15 protein-coding genes are annotated in these 18,268 nt (G+C 67.1%); 8 read left to right on the top strand and 7 right to left on the bottom strand.

Features of this window, described 5'->3' with window-relative positions; all coding sequences use genetic code 11:
• The first annotated feature begins 19 nt into the window (after positions 1-19).
• Entirely contained in the window at positions 20-841 is an 822-nt protein-coding gene (locus ACP26O_RS31585; RefSeq protein WP_175701418.1) for a hypothetical protein, read from the top strand.
• Between the two features lie 131 nt (positions 842-972).
• Positions 973-2,175, top strand: a complete 1,203-nt coding sequence (locus ACP26O_RS31580) for a PLP-dependent aminotransferase family protein (RefSeq protein WP_175666366.1) — start codon at positions 973-975, stop codon at positions 2,173-2,175.
• 69 nt (positions 2,176-2,244) lie between these two features.
• Here the strand turns inward: ACP26O_RS31580 and ACP26O_RS31575 are convergent, their stop codons facing one another.
• Both ACP26O_RS31575 and ACP26O_RS31570 read right to left on the bottom strand, forming a co-directional pair.
• On the bottom strand, positions 2,245-3,489 hold the full coding sequence (locus ACP26O_RS31575) for a cation:proton antiporter (protein WP_175666367.1): 1,245 nt from the start codon (positions 3,487-3,489) through the stop codon (positions 2,245-2,247).
• 217 nt (positions 3,490-3,706) lie between these two features.
• Positions 3,707-4,552, bottom strand: a complete 846-nt coding sequence (locus ACP26O_RS31570; protein ID WP_244099090.1) for a LysR family transcriptional regulator — start codon at positions 4,550-4,552, stop codon at positions 3,707-3,709.
• A 218-nt stretch (positions 4,553-4,770) separates the two neighbouring features.
• Between ACP26O_RS31570 and ACP26O_RS31565 the strand changes: the two genes are divergently transcribed.
• Both ACP26O_RS31565 and ACP26O_RS31560 read left to right on the top strand, forming a co-directional pair.
• Positions 4,771-5,370: a LysE family translocator gene (locus ACP26O_RS31565; RefSeq protein ID WP_011660923.1), complete on the top strand. Its 600-nt coding sequence runs from the start codon at positions 4,771-4,773 to the stop codon at positions 5,368-5,370.
• 589 nt (positions 5,371-5,959) lie between these two features.
• The gene (locus ACP26O_RS31560; protein WP_011660922.1) at positions 5,960-6,646 is read left to right on the top strand and encodes an autoinducer binding domain-containing protein; all 687 of its coding nucleotides are present in this window, start codon (positions 5,960-5,962) and stop codon (positions 6,644-6,646) included.
• A 216-nt stretch (positions 6,647-6,862) separates the two neighbouring features.
• Here ACP26O_RS31560 and ydiJ read toward each other — a convergent pair whose 3' ends face one another.
• Positions 6,863-9,922 carry a D-2-hydroxyglutarate dehydrogenase YdiJ gene (gene ydiJ / locus ACP26O_RS31555; protein WP_175666369.1) on the bottom strand — a complete coding sequence of 1,020 codons (3,060 nt, stop codon included), beginning with the start codon at positions 9,920-9,922 and terminating at the stop codon, positions 6,863-6,865.
• A gap of 153 nt (positions 9,923-10,075) precedes the next feature.
• Here ydiJ and ACP26O_RS31550 point away from each other — a divergent pair, with 153 nt between their 5' ends.
• A complete protein-coding gene (locus ACP26O_RS31550) occupies positions 10,076-10,966 on the top strand; it encodes a LysR substrate-binding domain-containing protein (protein WP_105830246.1) in 891 nt (296 codons plus the stop codon).
• A 5-nt stretch (positions 10,967-10,971) separates the two neighbouring features.
• Here the strand turns inward: ACP26O_RS31550 and ACP26O_RS31545 are convergent, their stop codons facing one another.
• Positions 10,972-11,823, bottom strand: a complete 852-nt coding sequence (locus ACP26O_RS31545; RefSeq protein ID WP_126224139.1) for a LysR substrate-binding domain-containing protein — start codon at positions 11,821-11,823, stop codon at positions 10,972-10,974.
• A gap of 111 nt (positions 11,824-11,934) precedes the next feature.
• Between ACP26O_RS31545 and ACP26O_RS31540 the strand changes: the two genes are divergently transcribed.
• Positions 11,935-12,582, top strand: a complete 648-nt coding sequence (locus ACP26O_RS31540; RefSeq protein ID WP_175666370.1) for a LysE family translocator — start codon at positions 11,935-11,937, stop codon at positions 12,580-12,582.
• Positions 12,583-12,744: 162 nt separating this feature from the next.
• Here ACP26O_RS31540 and sfnG read toward each other — a convergent pair whose 3' ends face one another.
• The 3 genes from sfnG to ACP26O_RS31525 are packed head-to-tail and all read right to left on the bottom strand — an operon-like array spanning position 12,745 to position 14,941.
• Positions 12,745-13,848, bottom strand: coding sequence for a dimethylsulfone monooxygenase SfnG (gene sfnG / locus ACP26O_RS31535; RefSeq protein ID WP_175662212.1), 1,104 nt, complete (start codon positions 13,846-13,848; stop codon positions 12,745-12,747).
• Between the two features lie 32 nt (positions 13,849-13,880).
• A complete protein-coding gene (gene msuE, locus ACP26O_RS31530) occupies positions 13,881-14,441 on the bottom strand; it encodes an FMN reductase (protein ID WP_175666371.1) in 561 nt (186 codons plus the stop codon).
• Complete coding sequence (locus ACP26O_RS31525; RefSeq protein ID WP_175666372.1) at positions 14,438-14,941, bottom strand: hypothetical protein; 504 nt, start codon at positions 14,939-14,941, stop codon at positions 14,438-14,440. The genes msuE and ACP26O_RS31525 overlap by 4 nt, the downstream gene beginning before the upstream one ends.
• A 12-nt stretch (positions 14,942-14,953) precedes the next feature.
• Here ACP26O_RS31525 and ACP26O_RS31520 point away from each other — a divergent pair, with 12 nt between their 5' ends.
• Together ACP26O_RS31520 and ACP26O_RS31515 are read left to right on the top strand one after the other, a co-directional pair.
• Positions 14,954-16,081: a sigma-54 interaction domain-containing protein gene (locus tag ACP26O_RS31520; protein ID WP_175666373.1), complete on the top strand. Its 1,128-nt coding sequence runs from the start codon at positions 14,954-14,956 to the stop codon at positions 16,079-16,081.
• A 424-nt stretch (positions 16,082-16,505) separates the two neighbouring features.
• Entirely contained in the window at positions 16,506-18,224 is a 1,719-nt protein-coding gene (locus ACP26O_RS31515; protein WP_175666374.1) for a dihydroxyacetone kinase family protein, read from the top strand.
• The last annotated feature ends 44 nt before the right edge of the window (positions 18,225-18,268 follow it).

Raw genomic sequence — 18,268 nt, 5'->3', positions numbered from 1 at the left:
CCGCATACGTGGAGGCATCATGCAGCATACCTACCCAGCTCAACTGATGCGCTTCGGCACCGCGGCGCGCGCCGAGCGCATGACCATCGCCTCGGCGGTTCACGCGCTCGATGCGGACGAGGCCGACGCCATCGTCATGGACATCGTGCCCGACGGCGAGCGCGACGCATGGTGGGACGACGAGGGCTTCTCGAGTTCGCCGTTTACGAAAAACGCCCACCACGCGGGTATCGTCGCCACGTCGGTGACGCTCGGCCAGCTTCAGCGCGAACAGGGGGACAAGCTCGTTTCGAAGGCGGCGGAATACTTCGGGATCGCCTGTCGCGTCAACGACGGCCTGCGTACGACCCGCTTCGTTCGCCTGTTTGCGGATGCGCTGGACGCGAAGCCGCTGACGATCGGGCATGACTACGAAGTCGAGTTCCTGCTGGCGACGCGACGCGTGTACGAACCCTTCGAGGCGCCGTTCAACTTCGCGCCGCACTGCGACGACGTGAGCTACGGGCGCGACACCGCGAACTGGCCGTTGAAGCGATCGTTTCCACGGCAGCTCGGCGGGTTCCTGACCATTCAGGGCGCCGACAACGACGCAGGCATGGTGATGTGGGACAACCGGCCGGAATCGCGCGCCGCACTCGATGAGATGCATGCCGAATATCGTGAAACCGGTGCGATCGCCGCGCTCGAAAGGGCCGCGAAGATCATGCTGAAGCCGCAGCCCGGTCAATTGACGCTGTTCCAGAGCAAGAACCTGCATGCGATCGAGCGCTGTACGTCGACGCGACGCACGATGGGCCTGTTCCTGATCCACCAGGAAGACGGCTGGCGCATGTTCGATTGAGCGACGGCAATCGTGCTTCGCGCGCGATTCGCTCGACACACTTCCCATCCGCCGGCCGGTTCGACGAACCTGCCGGCCTTTTTCACTTCCGGCGGCCCTGCGCGCCGGCATTTCCGACAACAGGCACCTCCATGAACGACATCGTGCTGGCCATGCGCGCGCGTGGCATCAAGTCCTCCGCAGTGCGCGAGCTGCTGGAGTTCAGCAAGAATCCGGACGTGATCTCGCTGGCCGGCGGCATTCCCGCTTCCGACCTGTTCGACATGGACGGCATCGACGACACACTCGGCGCCATCCTGCGCGACGAGCACCGCGACCTGTTCCAGTATGGCCTCACCGAAGGCGAAGCGGGCGTGCGCCAACAGATCGGCAACTGGGCCGGCACGCTCGGCATACCGGCTTCGCCGGAATCGATGCTGATCACGTCCGGATCGCAGCAGGGGCTCGATCTCGTTGCGCGCGTGCTGTTCGACCAGGGCGATCGCGTACTCGTCGAGCGGCCGACCTATGTCGCCGCGCTGCAGGTATTCCAGTTCATCGGCGCGAAGGTCGACGGCATCAACGGCGGCCCGGACGGGCTCGATCTCGACCAGGTCGAACGCGAACTGAAGCGCGGCGGCGTCAAGGCGATCTACCTGACGCCGAATTTCGCGAATCCGACCGGCTACACGATGCCGCTCGCGCAGCGTATCCGCCTGGTCGAACTCTCGCAGCGTCATGGCTGCGCGATCATCGAGGACGATCCGTACGGCCAGTTGCGCTTCAGCGGCGCGGCGATTCCGAGCCTGCTGTCGATCGCTTCGCAGCAGCCGGGCGGCAACCGCACCGTGTGCTACCTGTCCACCTTGTCGAAGGTCTTCTCGCCCGGCGTGCGCGTCGGATGGATCGTGCCGCCCGCGGCGCTGCGTCCGCCGATGGCCGTCGCGAAGCAGGCATTCGATCTGCACACGTCGACGCTGACGCAGAACATCGTCGCGCGCTATCTCGCGTCGGGCCGCCTGGCGTCCCGCATCGACGTGCTGCGCACCGCTTATCGCACGCGCCGCGACGCGCTGACGAAGGCATTGCGCGACGCCTTCGGCAACGACCTGTCGTTCAACGAACCCGAAGGCGGGATGTTCCTGTGGTGCCGCTTCGCGCGGCAAGTTCAGGCGGAAAAGGTGCTCGAAGCGGCCATCCGCGAAAAGGTCGTGTTCGTGCCCGGCAACGCATTCTATGCATCCGATCCGGAACGCGACACGCTGCGCGTGTCGTATTCGATGCTGGGAGAACAGAGTGCCGAAGAGGCCGCTCGCCGGTTGAAGCGTGCGTGGGACGCCGTCGTACGCGATTGACGCAATCGACGCTGTCGTCGCGTGGCGCGGCACGCATCCGGATACGCTTCGCGATACGCGCCGCCCCCGTCACTCGCCGACGATCTGCATCGCCGGGGCCGTGCGCGAATGCGCGCGCAGCGTGAGCCGCACGAGCGGCGCGGTCAGCGCCGTCGTCACCAGCGCGAATATGACGAGGATCGTATAGACGCGGGTCGGAAGAATCTGCATCTGCAGCCCGATCGACAGCACGATCAGCTCCATCAAGCCGCGCGTATTCATCAACGAGCCGACCAGCATCGCATCGCGCGGCGCAAGCCCCGTCACGCGCGCACCGACGTAGCTGCCGCCGAACTTGCCCGCGAACCCGCCGGCGAGAAACACGCCGAACCACATCCATGAAGACGCATCGTCGATCATCCCGATCGACGCGTGCAACCCGGCGTACGCGAAGAACACCGGCATCAGCACGAGCTTCACGAAGCCCTCGACATTCTCGCGCCACTCGACGTCCAGCCCCGGCACGCGACGCACGAACAGCGCCGCCGACAGCGCCCCGAACGCGCTATGGAAACCGATCAGCGACGTTGCGACCGCCGACGCCAGCACGAAGCAGAACAACACCGCCAGCCGGTCGCGCGTCGCGTGCGCCGTCTGCGCCAACCGCATGAGCAGCGGGCGAACGACGAAGCGCGCCAGCAACGCACTCACCGCCAGAAACACGAGCAAGCTGGCGAGCATGCGCGCGAAGGCCCAGCCGGGCCCGTTCGACAGCGACGCGATCGTCGCCAGCAACATCCAGCCGAGCGCATCCGTCAGCATCGCCGCGGACATCGCATGCCGCGCGCCGCTCATCGCGCCGAGCCGCAGATCGTCGACGATGCGCGCCATGACCGGCACGGCCGACACCGCGAGCGCGACACCGCAGAAGAGCACGTACGGCAGCCACGGTGCGTCGATCGCAAGCGTGTCCTTCGACACGACCGCGATGACCATGCCGATCGCGGCCGGTATGCACAAGCCGCCGATCGCGACGGCGACGGGCACGCGCCACCGGCCACCGCGCAACGTGACGCCGAATTCCATGTGCAGCCCGAGTTGGAACATCAGCAACACCAGCCCGATCTCACCGACCTGCGCCATCGCGGACGGCGCGCGCGGGCCGAACAGCACATCGTAGAAATCCGGTGCGATCGCGCCGAACAGCGAAGGGCCGAGCAGGAGCCCGGCCGCGATTTCGCCGACGACCGCACATTGGCCGAGCCGCTCGGCAACACGGCCGCAGACGTTGCAGCACGCGATCACGAGCATGAGTTGCAGCAACCAGATAGTCATGGAATGCCTCGGGAAAAATCGACTGGCGGAAACGGGGAAGCGGCGCAAAGCCGAAGTGTGGTCGAACGTGCATCGCAACGCGTGCAGTACGTACGCACACTTCGCGATGCCGTCAACCGAATCTCGGCATCGATCCTATAGCGCGGCTACGCGTGGCGATACTGGAAGGACCTACAGGCGGGCGGCGTCCGGCGACGGCCGGATGTGAAGCACGCGCTCAAGCCGCGCGATCGGCCGCACCGGACAACAACCTGCCATCGCCAACGGACGGTGCGTGGAGAAAACCGTTGCGAATGAAGTTCGCCATTTCCTCGACCAGCGGCGTGGTTCCGGATGGCGGCAGATGCAAGGTCACGGCGAAATCCGGCAACGTGGGCAAACCCTGCGCCGGTCGCAGCGTCTGCAGATCGGCGGGGACCGTCGACGCGAGCCATGCGGTCACTGCCATGTCCATCCGGACGGTCGCCTTCGTCGCCTCGATGTCGCCGTTTTCGAACACCGTCCGCCACGCGATCTCGTGCTGCGTCAATGCGTCGAACAATGCCGGGCGAAACACGCACGCGTCGCTGACGATCGACACCGCCAGCGGCCGCTTCAAGTGCGCGTTGCCGCCGACCGCGCCGACCCACGCGAGCGGCTCGATGCGCAGGCACTCCCCGCCCGGCTCGCTCGCCGGCTGCTCGATCACCGCGATATCGACTCTTCCATCGAGCAACGCGGCCGACAGTTCGACCGACGCAAGATTGACGAGCGCGATCTCGACGTGCGGATAGTGGTGCGCAAACGCCTTGAAAACGCCGGCGAGATAAGTACCGACCAGATCGGACGGCGCGCCGACACGCAGCACGCCGGCAAATACCGGCTCGCTCATGTCGTCCCAGATGCGGTCGTTGAGCCGCACGAGCTGCTCCGCCCGCTCGAGCAGACGTTCACCCGCGGCAGTGAGTTTCAGGCGCCCCTGCGAGCGATCGAACAGCCGCTGCCCAAAGCACTCCTCGAGCCGCTTGATCTGCTGGCTGATCGCGCCCTGGGTCAGATGCAGCGCGTGCGCGGCCGCCGTCATGGTCGAGCGACGCGAAACGGTGACAAAGGTGCGCAACAGACTCGTATCGAGATTGCGGGGCATGGGGAGAAATAGAGTATTAGCAACGCTAATAGGCCCATTATAAACATTCCATACCCTAGCTTGCGAAAGACTTTTAGAGTTTGTCAGGCACCCGATCCCGTTCGCGCCAAGACGGATTCCAAAGCCGCCCGCTCTTCATACGAGGTTGTCCAACCATGTCCCAGACGCTGTTCTCACTGATCGTGTTCGTCATCGTCGCCACCATCACGCCGGGCGGCGCGACCACGCTCGCGACGGCGTCGGGCACGCAGTTCGGGTTCAGGCGCAGCGTGCCGCTGCTCGGCGGCATCGCGCTCGGCCTCGCATCGCTCGCGGCAATCTCGGCGGCCGGGCTGGCCGGGCTGCTGCACGCGGTGCCGGCGCTGCAACTGATCATGAAAGTGCTGGGCTCCGCCTACCTTCTGTGGCTCGCGTGGAAAATCGCGTCGAGCGGCGCGCCCAAGAGTCACGTGAATGCATCGCAAACGCCGACCAGCTTCCTCGGTGGCGCGCTGCTGCTGTGGCTCAATCCGAAAGGATGGACGATGGCGCTCGGCGCGGCCGCGTCGTTCGCGGCGCTGACGCCCGACCCGATGCACCTCGCCGTGATACTCGGGATCGCATTCGGCATCGCGGCGATCTTTTCCCTCGTGCTGTGGTGTACGGCCGGCGTGCTGCTCGGCCGCACGCTGCGGACCGACCGTCATTGGCGCATCGCAAACGTTACGCTGGGGCTCCTGCTCGCGCTGTCGATCGTGCCGATCTGGCTCGACTGATCGTGCGGGCATGCCGTACCGCATGAAAGAGGCAACGTGCGCGCAGCACACGAGATGCGCGTAGCCGACAAGAACAAACGGCGGTTCGCCGTACCACGCCGTCGACAACGCTCGACTACACCACGATCGAGCGCTTCGCTGAAGATTCAGATTCGACTCGACGCTTGACGGCTCGTCTGCCGGCCGGACGTCGGCGGGTCGTCGCCATGCAACGACGACGCAACCGGCTCTGCATCACGCACGTGCGAAGCATCCGTGCATGCACCCGGCGAAAGCATTCGTGCAGCACTTCAGGCGCCGGGGTCAGCGCGCTTTCCAGAACAACACACACAACAGCATCCGGCCGGAACCGGGTGCATCACGTCGGTGGCACTCGAAGAGTTTCACGCTTCTTCCCCGACTGATTCAGCCAGTCGATATCGACACGCCGCGGAAACCTCCTGAATCACTGTGTTGCGCGCGGGCTCGAGCTTCCCGGCTCCATGCGCAGCGAACATGTCGTCCGCGCACGCGGCCTGGTCATCGACCGCGTGCGTTTGACACTACACGCTATTTGGAGATTGTTGTGGATGCATGGAGAGAAGACGTCATGACGACGTTGTCGCGCGCGCTGAGCTTCGACGATGTATTCGAAATCGTTGCCGCACAGGCACGCGCGCTCGATTTTGAAATGTGCGCCTACGGCGCACGCGACCCGCTACCCGTGACGCGGCCCACGTTCCGTACACGCAATACCTATCCGGAATCCTGGCAACAGCGCTATATCGAGGGAAACTATTTCGCACGCGACCCCGTCGTTCGTTACGGGCTAATCTATACGTCACCGCTTGTATGGCCTGTCGACGCGTGCGCCGATGAATCGTTCTGGGAGGAAGCGAAGGCGCATGGTGTTGCGCACGGCTGGTCGCAGCCCATCCGCGACAAGCACGGGCGCATCGCGATGTGGAGCGTCGCGCGAAGCGCGGACCCGATTTCGGATCTCGAACTTGCCGCCACGGAAAGCCGGCTGATCTATCTGGCGCACGCCGCTCACGCGGTGAATTCGCGCCTGGTCGACGCGCCGGCGGCCGCGATGCAAATGGGCCCGTTCACCACGCGCGAAAAGGAAGTGCTGAAATGGGCCGCTGACGGGAAGACCGCGCTGGAAATCGCCTCCATTCTTTCCATCTCGGAGCGAACCATCACCTTCCACATGCAGAACATCATGGAGAAACTCAACTCGGTCAACAAGACGCAAGCGATCGTCAAGGCCGTGTTGCTCGGCATCATCTACTAATTACAGGCGGCGCGATTCGGCCTCCCGTGCCGGTTGCCGGCACAACGGCATACGTGCGTGAAGCGCGTGCTTGCAAGCTGCGAGCCCAGCCGCATGCGGAACCCGTCCGCCGCTCCGGTGTCCGGCACCATGCCGGCACCGGCCATGCCGAACGCTTGCGCGCCGTGCTCCGCACACTACCGTCGGCGCGCCCCGCATCGACGATTCGACCGGCCGTCACAGTCCATTACGCACGTGATCGAGCAGCGCCTGCAGCGGATGACGCACCTGCCGCGCGGACATGCGCTTCACCTGGCTCCGACACGAATAGCCGGTCGCCAGCGCTTCGCCCTGCGCTTGCGGCGCATCGACATGCGCAGCCCACGATTGCGCATAGATCGTCTTCGATGTGTGCAGGTTGCGCGCCTCGTGCCCGTAGGTCCCCGACATCCCGCAGCATCCGGTCGCCTGAACCGCCAGCCGCAACCCGCGGCGCGCGAACACCTGCGCCCACTGCTTGCCGCTGTCCGGCGCATTGGTCTTCTCCGTGCAATGCGGCAGCAGCCGGTACGCTGCCGAAAGATCGGCAGCGCCCGCGTCCGCGCCGGCTTCCGGCAGCGCGTGCAGCAGCCACTCCTGCGGCAGCGCGACCTTCGGCACGTCGGCCAGCCCCGTCACCTTCAGGTATTCCTGCCGATAGGTGAGCGTCATCGCCGGATCGAGGCCGACGAGCGCGACACCCGAGCGCGCGAGCGCCGCCAGTTGCGTCGCGTTGCGAATCGCCGCCTTCTCGAACGCGCGGAGAAAGCCCTGCACATGCAGCGCCTTGCCGTTCGGCGCGAGCGGCGCGAGCCAAACCTGGAAGCCGATGCGTGCGGCCAGCTCGATCAGCGTCGCCAGCTGCTCGGTGTCGAAATAGCGCGTGAACGTGTCCTGCACGATGACGACGCTGCGCATGCGCTGCGCGTCGCTCAGCGCGGCGAGCGCGTGCGGATCGGCCGGCCGAACGTTCCACCGCCGGATCACGGCCGCGAGATCGAAGCGGCTCAGGAGCGGGCTGTCGACCATGCCGACGTGCCGCTCGAGCAGCGTGCGCACCCAGCCGGCACGCATCAGCCCGTTGTACAGCGCCGGCACGCGCGCCATCCACGGCATCGTGAATTCGAGCGAGCCGATCAGGTAGTCGCGCACCGGCCGCAGGTAGCGCTGGTGATACAGCTCGAGAAAGCGCGAGCGGAACTCGGGCACGTTGACCTTGACCGGGCACTGCCCCGCGCACGATTTGCACGCGAGGCAGCCGGCCATCGCGTCATACACCTCGTGCGAGAAGTCGGCTTCCCCGTTGCGCGCGGCGCGGCTGTTGCGCCAGCGGGCCGCGAGACCGCGCAGGAACGGCTGCCGCGCACGCGCCGCCGCGACGACGTCGATGCCGGCCTGTCCTTGCAGGCGCAACCATTCGCGCATCAGCGACGCGCGCCCCTTCGGCGACTGCACCCGTTCGCGCGTCGCCTTCCACGACGGGCACATCGCGTCGTCCGGATCGAAGTTGTAGCACGCGCCGTTGCCGTTGCAGTGCATCGCCGTGCCGTAGCTCTGCCATACGCGCTCGTCGATCTGCCGGTCGTGGTCGCCGCGCGTGGGCACCTCGTCGATCTTCAGCAGCCGCAGCGTGTGGTCCGGCGGCGTCGCGATTTTGCCCGGGTTGAACTGGTTGTGCGGATCGAACGCCGCCTTCAGTTGCTGCAGCGACGGATACAGTTCGCCGAAGAACGCCGGCGCATATTCGGAGCGCACGCCCTTGCCATGCTCTCCCCATAACAGGCCACCATGCCGCTGCGTGAGTTCGGCCACCGCGTCCGACACCGGCCGCACCAATGCGGCCTGCTTCGGGTCCTTCATGTCGAGCGCCGGGCGCACGTGCAGCACACCCGCGTCGACGTGGCCGAACATCCCGTACTGCAGCCCGTGGCCGTCGAGCAGCGCGCGGAATTCGGCGATGTACGCGGCCAGGTTCTCGGGCGGCACCGCGGTGTCCTCGACGAACGGCTGCGGGCGCGCCTCGCCCTGCACGTTGCCGAGCAAGCCGACCGCGCGCTTGCGCATCGCGTACACGCGCTTGACCGCCTCGTCACCGGTCGCGAGCGTATGGCCCAGGCGCTCGACGCTCGTATCGGTGCGCAGATGCTCGACGAACGCACGCACGCGCGCATCGACCTCCTCAGCATCATCGCCGCTGAATTCGATCAGGTTGATGCCGAGCGTCGGACGCGCTTCGTCCTGCGGGAAATACTCGGCCACGCTGCTCCACACGAAATCCTTCATCGCGAGCATCAGCACCTTCGAGTCGACCGTCTCGATCGACAGCGGCTCGAGCGCGAGCAGCGCGCGCGCATCGCGCAGCGCGTCCATGAAGCCGGCGTAGCGCACGTTGACCAGCACCGACACCTTCGGGATCGGCAGCACGTTCAGCTTCGCCTCGACGACGAAGCCGAGCGAGCCTTCGGCGCCGCACAGCACGCTGTTCAGGTTGAAGCGACCGTCCGGTTCGCGCAGGTGCGCGAGATCGTAGCCGGTCAGGCAGCGATTGAGCTTCGGAAACTTCGCGTCGATCAGCGCGGCTTTGTCGTCACTGATGCGGCGCGCGGTGCGATAGACCTTGCCGACCCGGTCCTGGCGCGCGCAGCGGCGTTCCAGCTCGTCGTCCGCGAGCGCGTCGCTGTGCAGCTGCTCCCCGCCCATCAGCACGAAGTCGAGCGCGAGCACGTGGTCGCGCGTCTTGCCGTACGTGCAGCTGCCTTGCCCGCTCGCATCGGTGTTGATCATCCCGCCGACCGTCGCGCGGTTCGACGTCGACAGCTCCGGCGCAAAAAAAAGACCATGCGGCTTCAGCGCCGCATTGAGCTGGTCCTTGACGACGCCTGCCTGCACGCGCACCCAGCGCTCGTCGGCGTTGATTTCGAGGATCCGGTTCATGTTGCGCGACAGGTCCACGACCACACCGTCGGTCAGCGACTGCCCGTTGGTGCCCGTGCCGCCGCCGCGCGCGGCCACCGCGACGTCGCGGTGCGCCGGGTCGGCCAGCAGGCGCGCGACGAGCCGCACGTCCTCCGCATGCGCGGGATAGATCACCGCCTGCGGCAGACGCTGGTAGATCGAGTTGTCGGTCGCCTGCACGGTCCGGTTCGCATGGTCCGCGCGGATTTCGCCGGCGAATCCGGCGGCCTGGAGGGCGGCGAGAAAGTCGCGGTAACGGCCCTCGGGCGGGCTGACGGGACGGGGCAACGGAGCGATCGACATGGGATGAATGCGCGAGATGGATGAGGCCGGCGCGCGGTCTCGATCAGAAACATGAGTTTTGAGCAAGATTCCACGCCACGCGGAAATCCAGTATCTTGCGAATCAACGCGAGAAACAAACGAATTCTCGCCCGGCAAAACTTGCATAAAACTCATGAATTACCGTCGCCTAACCCCGTCCATGTCGCTGTTGCTGGTGTTCGAGGCCGCCGCGCGCCACGAAAGCTACACGCGCGCGGCCGACGAGCTGTCGCTCAGCCAGAGTGCGATCAGCCGGCAGGTGCAAACGCTCGAGGATCAGCTCGGCGTGCCGCTGTTCCGGCGTGAGGGCCGCTCCGTGAAGCTGACGGAAGTCGGGCGGCGCTACTTCGTCGAGCTGAGCGGCGCGCTCGGGCGCATCCGCGGCGCGACGCTGCAGGCGATGTCGCACCAGGCCGGCGCCGGCACGCTGCGGCTCGCGACCTTGCCGACCTTCGGCTCGAAATGGCTGCTGCCGCACCTGCACGACTTCTATGCCGCGCATCCGGGCGTGACCGTGCACCTGCATTCGCGGATCGGTGGCATCGACTTCCATACCGACGATCTCGACGCGGCCATCACCGTCGGTGCGGGCGACTGGCCCGGCCTGCACGCGCACCGGCTGTACAACGAGTTCCTGATCGCGATCGCGAGCCCCGATGCGGCCGGGCGCCGCAAGGCCGGCCCGCGCGCGCCGGCATGGGCGGTCGGGCAGACGCTGCTGGGCGTGACGAGCAATCAGCACGCATGGGCGGAATGGTTCTCGCACTTCGGCCTCGATCATCGCGAGATGCGGATCGGCCCGAGCTTCGAGCTGACGTCGCACCTGATCCAGGCCGTGCGGGCCGGGATGGGGATCGGCCTCGTGCCGAAGGTGCTGGTGGAAGACGAACTGAGCCGCAACGAGCTCGTGTCGATCGGCGACGCGATCACCAGCCAGCGCAGTTACTACCTCGTGTACCCGCCGGAAAACGACACGCTGCCGTCGCTGGTGGCGTTTCGGGAGTGGCTGCTGAAGTCGTGCTGACGCGATCACGTGCGCCATTCATCGAGAATCTGCTCGGCCAGGTAGTCGCACGGCGGGCGCGCGGACTTCGCGCTGCGCGCCAGCACGACCTCGAGTTCGCCGAGCGGCGGCAGCCCGTGGCTTTCCGACAGCTGCACGAGATGATCGGGAATGCAGCAGCGCGCGAGCGGCGCGACCGCGAGCCCGGCCTCCACCATGCTCAACAGCCCGAGGTGGCTCGGGCTTTCGTACGACATCCTGTACGGGATCTTCTGCCGGTTCAGCGCCTTGACCGCGTGATCGCGCGCCATGCTGCCGCCGTGCGTGAAGAACGCGACCGGCAGCGGCCGCTCCTCCCACACGTTCCGCTTCGGTGAGCCGACCCAGACGAGCGGCTCCATCCGGATCAGCTCGCCGGTCACGCCCTTGATGCGCGTGAGGCACGCGAGGTCGACCGTGTTGTCCTTCAGCATCGGCACGAGCGCGCTGCTCGGCTGGCCGATCACGCGCACTTCGACGCGCGGATGCATCGCCGCGAACTTGCCGAGCACTTGCGGCAGCAGCGACGAGATGTAGTCGTCCGGCACGCCGATCGTCACGCGACCGCGGATCTCCGGCCGCACGACCGATGCCCACGCCTCGTCGCGCATCGCCAGCATCCGGCGGCCGTAGTCGGCGAGCGTGCGGCCGTCGTCGGTGGCCGTGACGTTGCGCGTGTCGCGGATGAACAGCGGCTTGCCGAGCGCATCTTCCAGCGCCTTGATCTGCATGCTCACCGCCGACGGCGACCGGTGTACGGCCTGCGCGCCCTGCGCGAACGATCCGGATTCCGCGACGGCCACCACCATCGCGAGTACATCGAGGTCGAGCTTTTTCATGTCGATTCAGAAAAACTGATCAATCGATTCAGTTTATCCCGTTTTACTGTCTTCCTCCATGATCGGACAATCAATCCCGTCAGCACTCATTCGATGCAGGAAGCGAACAACATGCATACGTCCGGATCGCTCTACGGGTTTCTCGTCATTGGCGGCATGCTCGCGGTCACGCCGGGGCCGAACATGGTCTACGTGATGTCGCGCTCGATCGCGCAGGGGCGTGCGGCCGGGCTCATTTCGCTCGCCGGCGTGATGATCGGCTACCTGTTCTACATGTTCGGCGCGGCGTTCGGCATCACGACGCTGTTCATGAGCGTGCCCTATGCGGGCACCGTGCTCGGCGTCGTGGGCGCCGCCTATCTGCTCTACCTCGCATGGCAGGCCGTGCGGCCCGGCGGCCGTTCGCCGTTCGAGGTGCGGACGCTGCCGAACGAGCAGCCGCTGCGGCTGCTCGCGATGGGCGCGACCACCAGCGTGCTGAATCCGAAACTCGCGATGCTGTTCGTGTCGCTGCTGCCGCAGTTCATCGATTACCGGCAAGGCAGCGTGTTCGGCCAGTCGCTGTTTCTCGGTTCGTTGTTGATCGCGGTGTTCGCTTCCGCAAACGGGCTGGTCGCGATCTGCTCGAGCAGCATCGCGACATTCCTGCGCGGACGTCCGGCGCTGCTGCTCGCGCAGCGCTGGGCGATGGGAGCGGTGCTCGGCAGCCTCGGCGTGCAGATGCTCGTCGAGGCGTCGAGAATGGCGGATTTCGCGTAACGCGCTCGGTGGGTCGCGGATCGGCTGAAGCGCCGGCCCGCACGCGCCGCCCGTCGTGCGGCAGCGCTCGTCGATGGCCGGCGACACGTATCGCCGGGCATCGCATTCACACGCTCGGGCAGTCGCGGGTGGTCATAACCGGCTGCCGCACACCCGCGCGCATCACGCGGCAACCGCCTGCCGCCGCGCTTCGAGCTCGCGCACGAGCGGCAGCACGCGCTGGCCGAAGTACTCGACTTCCTCGATGAAATGCAGGAACCCGGTGAGCACGAGATCGACGCCAATCGCCTTCAGCGCGACGATCCGCTCGGCGATCTGCTGCGGCGTGCCGATCAGGTTCGTGCGGAAGCCGTCGTTGTACTGCACGAGATCCTCGAACGTCGACTTCGCCCAGTTGCCCTCGCCTTCCGGCGATGCGCTGCCGGCCTGTTTCACTGCATCGCCGAACGCATGCACGGCCTCGACGTGCGCGTGCCGGATGATGTCGTCGAGCACGGCCCGCGCCTCTTCCTCGGTGTCGCGCGCGATCACGAACGCATTGACGCCGATCCGCACGCGATGGTTGTTCGCCGCGGCCTTTGCGCGGATGTCGTCGATCTGCGCCTTCAGGTTCTCCGGCGTGTTGCCGTTCGTGAAGTACCAGTCCGACACGCTCGCCGCGTTGTCGCGCGCCGCGCGCGAGCTGCCGCCCTGGAAAATCTCCGGATGCGGCTTCTGCACGGGTTTCGGGCTCAGCGTGTAGTCGTTGAAGCGGTAAAAGTCGCCCTTGAACGTGAAGTTGTCCTGCGTCCAGATACCCTTCAGCGCCTGGATGAACTCCTTCGAGCGCCGATAGCGTTCGTCATGCTCGAGCCACGGCTCGCCGATCGCGGTGAATTCGCCCTTGAACCAGCCGCTGACGACGTTGATCGCGATGCGTCCGTTCGAAATATGGTCGATCGTCGCGAGCTGCTTCGCGACCACGGCCGGATGCCACGGCCCCGGCAGGATCGCGGCGAGCACCTTGAGCTTCGTCGTCGCGTGCAGCAGCGCCTGGCTGAACGAGACCGATTCGTGCTGGTATTCGGCGCCGTAGCCGGCCGTGAAGCGGATCTGGCTCAGCGCGTAGTCGAAGCCGGCCGCCTCGGCCGTGCGCGCGAGCTTCTGGTTGTATTCGAGACTCCAGTCGGTACGCTGCTCGATCGTGCTGACGACGAGGCCGCCGCTGACGTTCGGCACCCAGTACGCGAATTTGACGCCGTCGGCGGAAGGTTCGTGAATGCTCATGAAAGGTCCTGATCGAAGGGGGGAAAAACGGGTTACGCAGCCACGGCGGCCAGTGCGCGCGGCCGCAGTTGCGGCACCGCACGGTCCACCGCGAGCGCGATGCGGGCGCGCAGCGCGGGGTTCGCGATCTCGTAGCCGTCGAAATCGCTTTCGGCCGCGTACACGCCGATCGGCAGCGTGCGCGCCTGGAAGAAGCTGAACAGCGGCCGCAGTTGGTGATCGATCACGAGCGCGTGGCGCTCGCTGCCACCGGTGGCCGCGAGCAGCACCGGCACATCGACGAGCGACTCGTGATGCACGAGGTCGAACAGGTGCTTGAAGAGGCCGGTGTACGACGCGCGATACACGGGGCTCGCGACGATGAGCGCATCGGCCGTCTCGATCGCGCGGATCAGCGCTTCGAGATCGGGTGGTACCTGCGCACGCTTCAGCGCGCCGGCCAGCCGGTTGCCGATCTCGCCGAGTTCGATCAGCCGCGTGTCGATCGGTAACGTGTCGCCGAGCGCGGCAACGATCGCGTTCGTCAGCGCCAGTGTGCGTGACGGTCGTTGCAGCCCGCCCGACAGGGCGACTACGTTGAGGGTGTTGCTCATGCCATGCGTTCCCGTGGTCGAGCGGCGCGCTGTCGCGCCGATACGGTGCCAGGGTTGCAAGGAGCGTGCCATTGTCGACGGTTGCGCGATCGTCCGATCATCTGCATCACGAAGTTTTCCTCGATCGCCCGCCGGGTATGGGTTCCTGGGTCAATTGGCAAGCCGTGGCAAGCGTTCCAGGAAACGCCACACATCGATATTCCACAGCGAGATGAACCGGCGGAAACAGCGTTGCTGATGCGCTGCTGCTCAATCAGCAGTTTGGCGCGCCGCGCGCGTCCGATCGCAGCGGTCAGGCACCGTCGCATCGAACACGATGACGTCGAATCCGCTGTCGCCGCAGCGCGCTCGCGCGTCTCTGCATCCTGCGCAGCAATGGCGCTTTCGTTATCAGAAATCGATGCTTCCCGCGCGACGCAAAACACGGAACACTCTGCTGACCAGGCAGCAACCGGACCACGGCGCCCGCCGGCGCGGGTCCGCACGTTCGAACGATTCACGCCTTCATCGCCATGACCTCCCTGTTTGCACCGCCGCGTCCGATCAATCTTCGTATCGTCACCGCTCAGCCGGACGAATCACGCACGCGCTCCGGCACGCCCGTTCTCACCGACCCGGCACATCATGCGACGGAGCGCACCCGTGCACACGTGTTCGTCGATCCGCGTTCGCTCGCGCTGCTCGAACGCGTGCGGCGCGTCGCGCCGAGCGCCGCGAACGTGCTGATCGCCGGCGAGACCGGCACCGGCAAGGAATTGATCGCGCGCCGCGTGCACGACGTCAGCCATCGCGGCGACGGGCCGTTCGTCGCCGTGAACTGCGGCGCGCTATCCGACACGCTCGTCGACAGCGAACTGTTCGGTCACGAGAAAGGCGCATTCACGGGCGCGGTCGGCGCGAAGCCCGGCTGGTTCGAAGCCGCGAACGGCGGCACGCTGTTTCTCGACGAGATCGGCGACCTGCCGCTGTCGATGCAGGTCAAGCTGCTGCGCGTGCTGCAGGAGCGCGAGGTCGTGCGGCTCGGCTCGCGCGCGAGCATCCCGATCGACGTGCGCGTAGTGGCCGCGACCAACGTCGACCTGGAGCAGGCGGTGGCGGCCGGACGGTTTCGCGGCGACCTGTTCTATCGGCTCAATGTCGTGCGGCTCGACGTGCCGACGTTGCGCGAACGTCCCGGCGACATCCTGCCGCTCGCGCGCCACTTCCTCGACACATACCGCGGCCGCCTCGGCCACGGGCCGCGCAGCATCGATCCGCGCGCGACGCGCCGGCTCGAAGCGCATCCGTGGCCCGGCAACATCCGCGAACTGGAGAACGTGATACATCACGCGCTGCTCGTGAGCCGCCACGATGCGTTGCAGGACACCGACCTGAACCTGTCGTCGGCATGCGCACCGGCCACGGGCGCGCGGGAAGCGGCGAGTCGTGCGCCCGCTCAGGAAGCGCTCGAACTGGCGCTGTGCGCGCTGTTCGACGACGCGCACCAGAACCTGTTCGAGCGTATCGAGGACACCGTGATGCGGGTGGCGTTCGACTTCAGCCACCGCAACCAGATCCAGGCCGCGCGACTGCTCGGCATCAGCCGCAATGTGCTGCGCGCGCGGCTGATTCGCGCGAAGGTGATCGCGGCGGTCAAGTAAGAGGAAGCGCGCGGCGACCCGCAGTGCCGCGCTTTCGCGATGCGGATAACGCTCGCGCCGAGCCTGCCACGATCCCTGCTGCGTCGTCGACCGACGCGAGTGAGGCGGCACACGCGACGCCGCCGCGGCGAGCGACGGTCAGCGAACCGAGCGGCATCAGGCCAAGTCCCGACAACAAGCCGCGTTGCAGCCCCACCCCGCCCGAACCGCTCGACCCGCCATTTGCCGCCCCGTTCCGCACGGCCGTGACCGAAGCGCCGCCGACCAGGCTCATGACGAGCCCGGGAATCGGCGCGACGCTGTTATCGTTACATTCGTGCTACGAATGCATCACCCGTAACGCCCGACTCTGCTGTGCGCGTCGCCTGTCGTTTACAGCACGCCGCCCGGCCGGCCTCCGTCCCATCGTCAGGAAACCGTCGCCATGAAAAAACTCGTGAACCACCCGTCCGATGTCGTGCGCGAAATGCTCGAAGGCATCGCGCGGCAGTCGCCGCATCTTGCGATCCTCGGCGACGAGCACGTGCTCGTACGCCAGCCGCTGCCCGAGCCGTCGCAGCGCCCCGTCGCGATCCTGTCCGGCGGCGGCAGCGGCCACGAGCCCGCACACGGCGGCTATGTCGGCGAAGGGATGCTGAGCGCGGCCGTCTGCGGTGAAGTGTTCACGTCTCCGTCGACCGACGCCGTGCTCGCCGCGATCCGCGCGAGCGCCGGCCCGAACGGCGCGCTGCTCGTCGTGAAGAACTACACCGGCGACCGCCTCAATTTCGGGCTGGCCGCCGAGCTCGCCCGCGCGGAAGGAATTCCGGTCGAGACGGTGATCGTCGCCGACGACGTGTCGCTGCGCGGCCGCGTCGAGCGCGGGCAGCGGCGCGGAATCGCGGGCACCGTGCTGATCCACAAGCTGGCCGGCGCGGCCGCCGCGCGCGGGCTGCCGCTTGCCCGCGTCGCGGCAATCGCGCGCGACGCGGCGGCCGAACTCGGCACGATGGGCGTCGCGCTCGACGGCTGCACGATCCCCGGCGCCGAGAAATCGGGGTTCAGTCTCGCCGATCACGAGATCGAGCTCGGCCTCGGCATCCACGGCGAGAAAGGCGTCGAACGCACCGCGCCGCTGCCGGCCGACGCGCTCGTCGACACGTTGCTGTCCAGCATCGTCGCCGATCTCGTCCTCGATCGCGGCGAACGCGTCGCGCTGTTCGTCAACGGTCTCGGCGCGACGCCGGACATGGAGCTGGCGATCGTGCTGCGCGCCGCGTACGACAACCTGAGCCGGCGCGGCATCACGGTCGCGCGCGCATGGGCCGGCACGTTCCTGTCCGCGCTCAACATGCCCGGCTGCTCGATCTCGCTGCTGCGCTTGAACGACGAACGCGCCGCGCTGCTCGACGCGCCGACGCAGGCGCGCGCGTGGCCCGGCGGCGGCGCGGTCAATGCGCAGATTCATGTGGCCGCGGCGGCCGCGCACGACGAGCCGCTGCCGCCGCTCGACGCGGCCGGTCGCGCGTGGGCCGCGCGGCTGCAGCCGGCGCTGCATGCGGTCGCGCAGGCGTTGATCGACAACGAAGCGACACTGACGGAACTCGACACGGCCGCGGGCGACGGCGATCTCGGCGCAAGCATGTATCGCGCCGCGCAGGCGATCCTCGCGTTGCCGGAAGCCGCGTACGCCACGCCGGCCGGTACGCTCGCGGCGCTGGGCGCCGCGTTGCGCCGTGCGATCGCCGGCAGTTCGGGACCGTTTTATGCGACCGCGCTGGTGCGCGCGTCGCGACGCCTCGCCGCCACCGACAATGCCGACGCGACCGCCGAGCCGTCGGCGCGCGACTGGGCCGCGGCGTTCCGTAGCGCGGTGGATGCGATCGGCGAGTTGGGCGGCGCACACGCCGGCGACCGGACGATGCTCGACGCGCTGGTGCCGGCCGCCGCTGCGTTCGACCGCGCGCTCGACCATGATCGCGACCCGGCGAGCGCGTGGGCGGCCGCGGTGGAAGCTGCGGAACACGGTGCGCGGCAAACGGCCGGCATGACGCCGCGCGCCGGGCGGGCGAGCTATCTCGGCGAACGCGCGATCGGCACGCCGGATGGCGGCGCGGTGGCGGTCGCGTGCTGGTTGCGCGCGTTGCTGCCGCATATTCGCTAGGCACCGCTTCGGGCGATGCGCCGGCCTCGCGAGCCGGCCTGCCA

This window comes from Burkholderia sp. R-40 (assembly GCF_049942845.1).
GTDB classification, from domain to species: Bacteria; Pseudomonadota; Gammaproteobacteria; order Burkholderiales; family Burkholderiaceae; genus Burkholderia; species Burkholderia ambifaria.
Note: the sequence above shows the minus strand (reverse complement) of the source record. Positions and strands in the feature narration are given on the sequence as shown.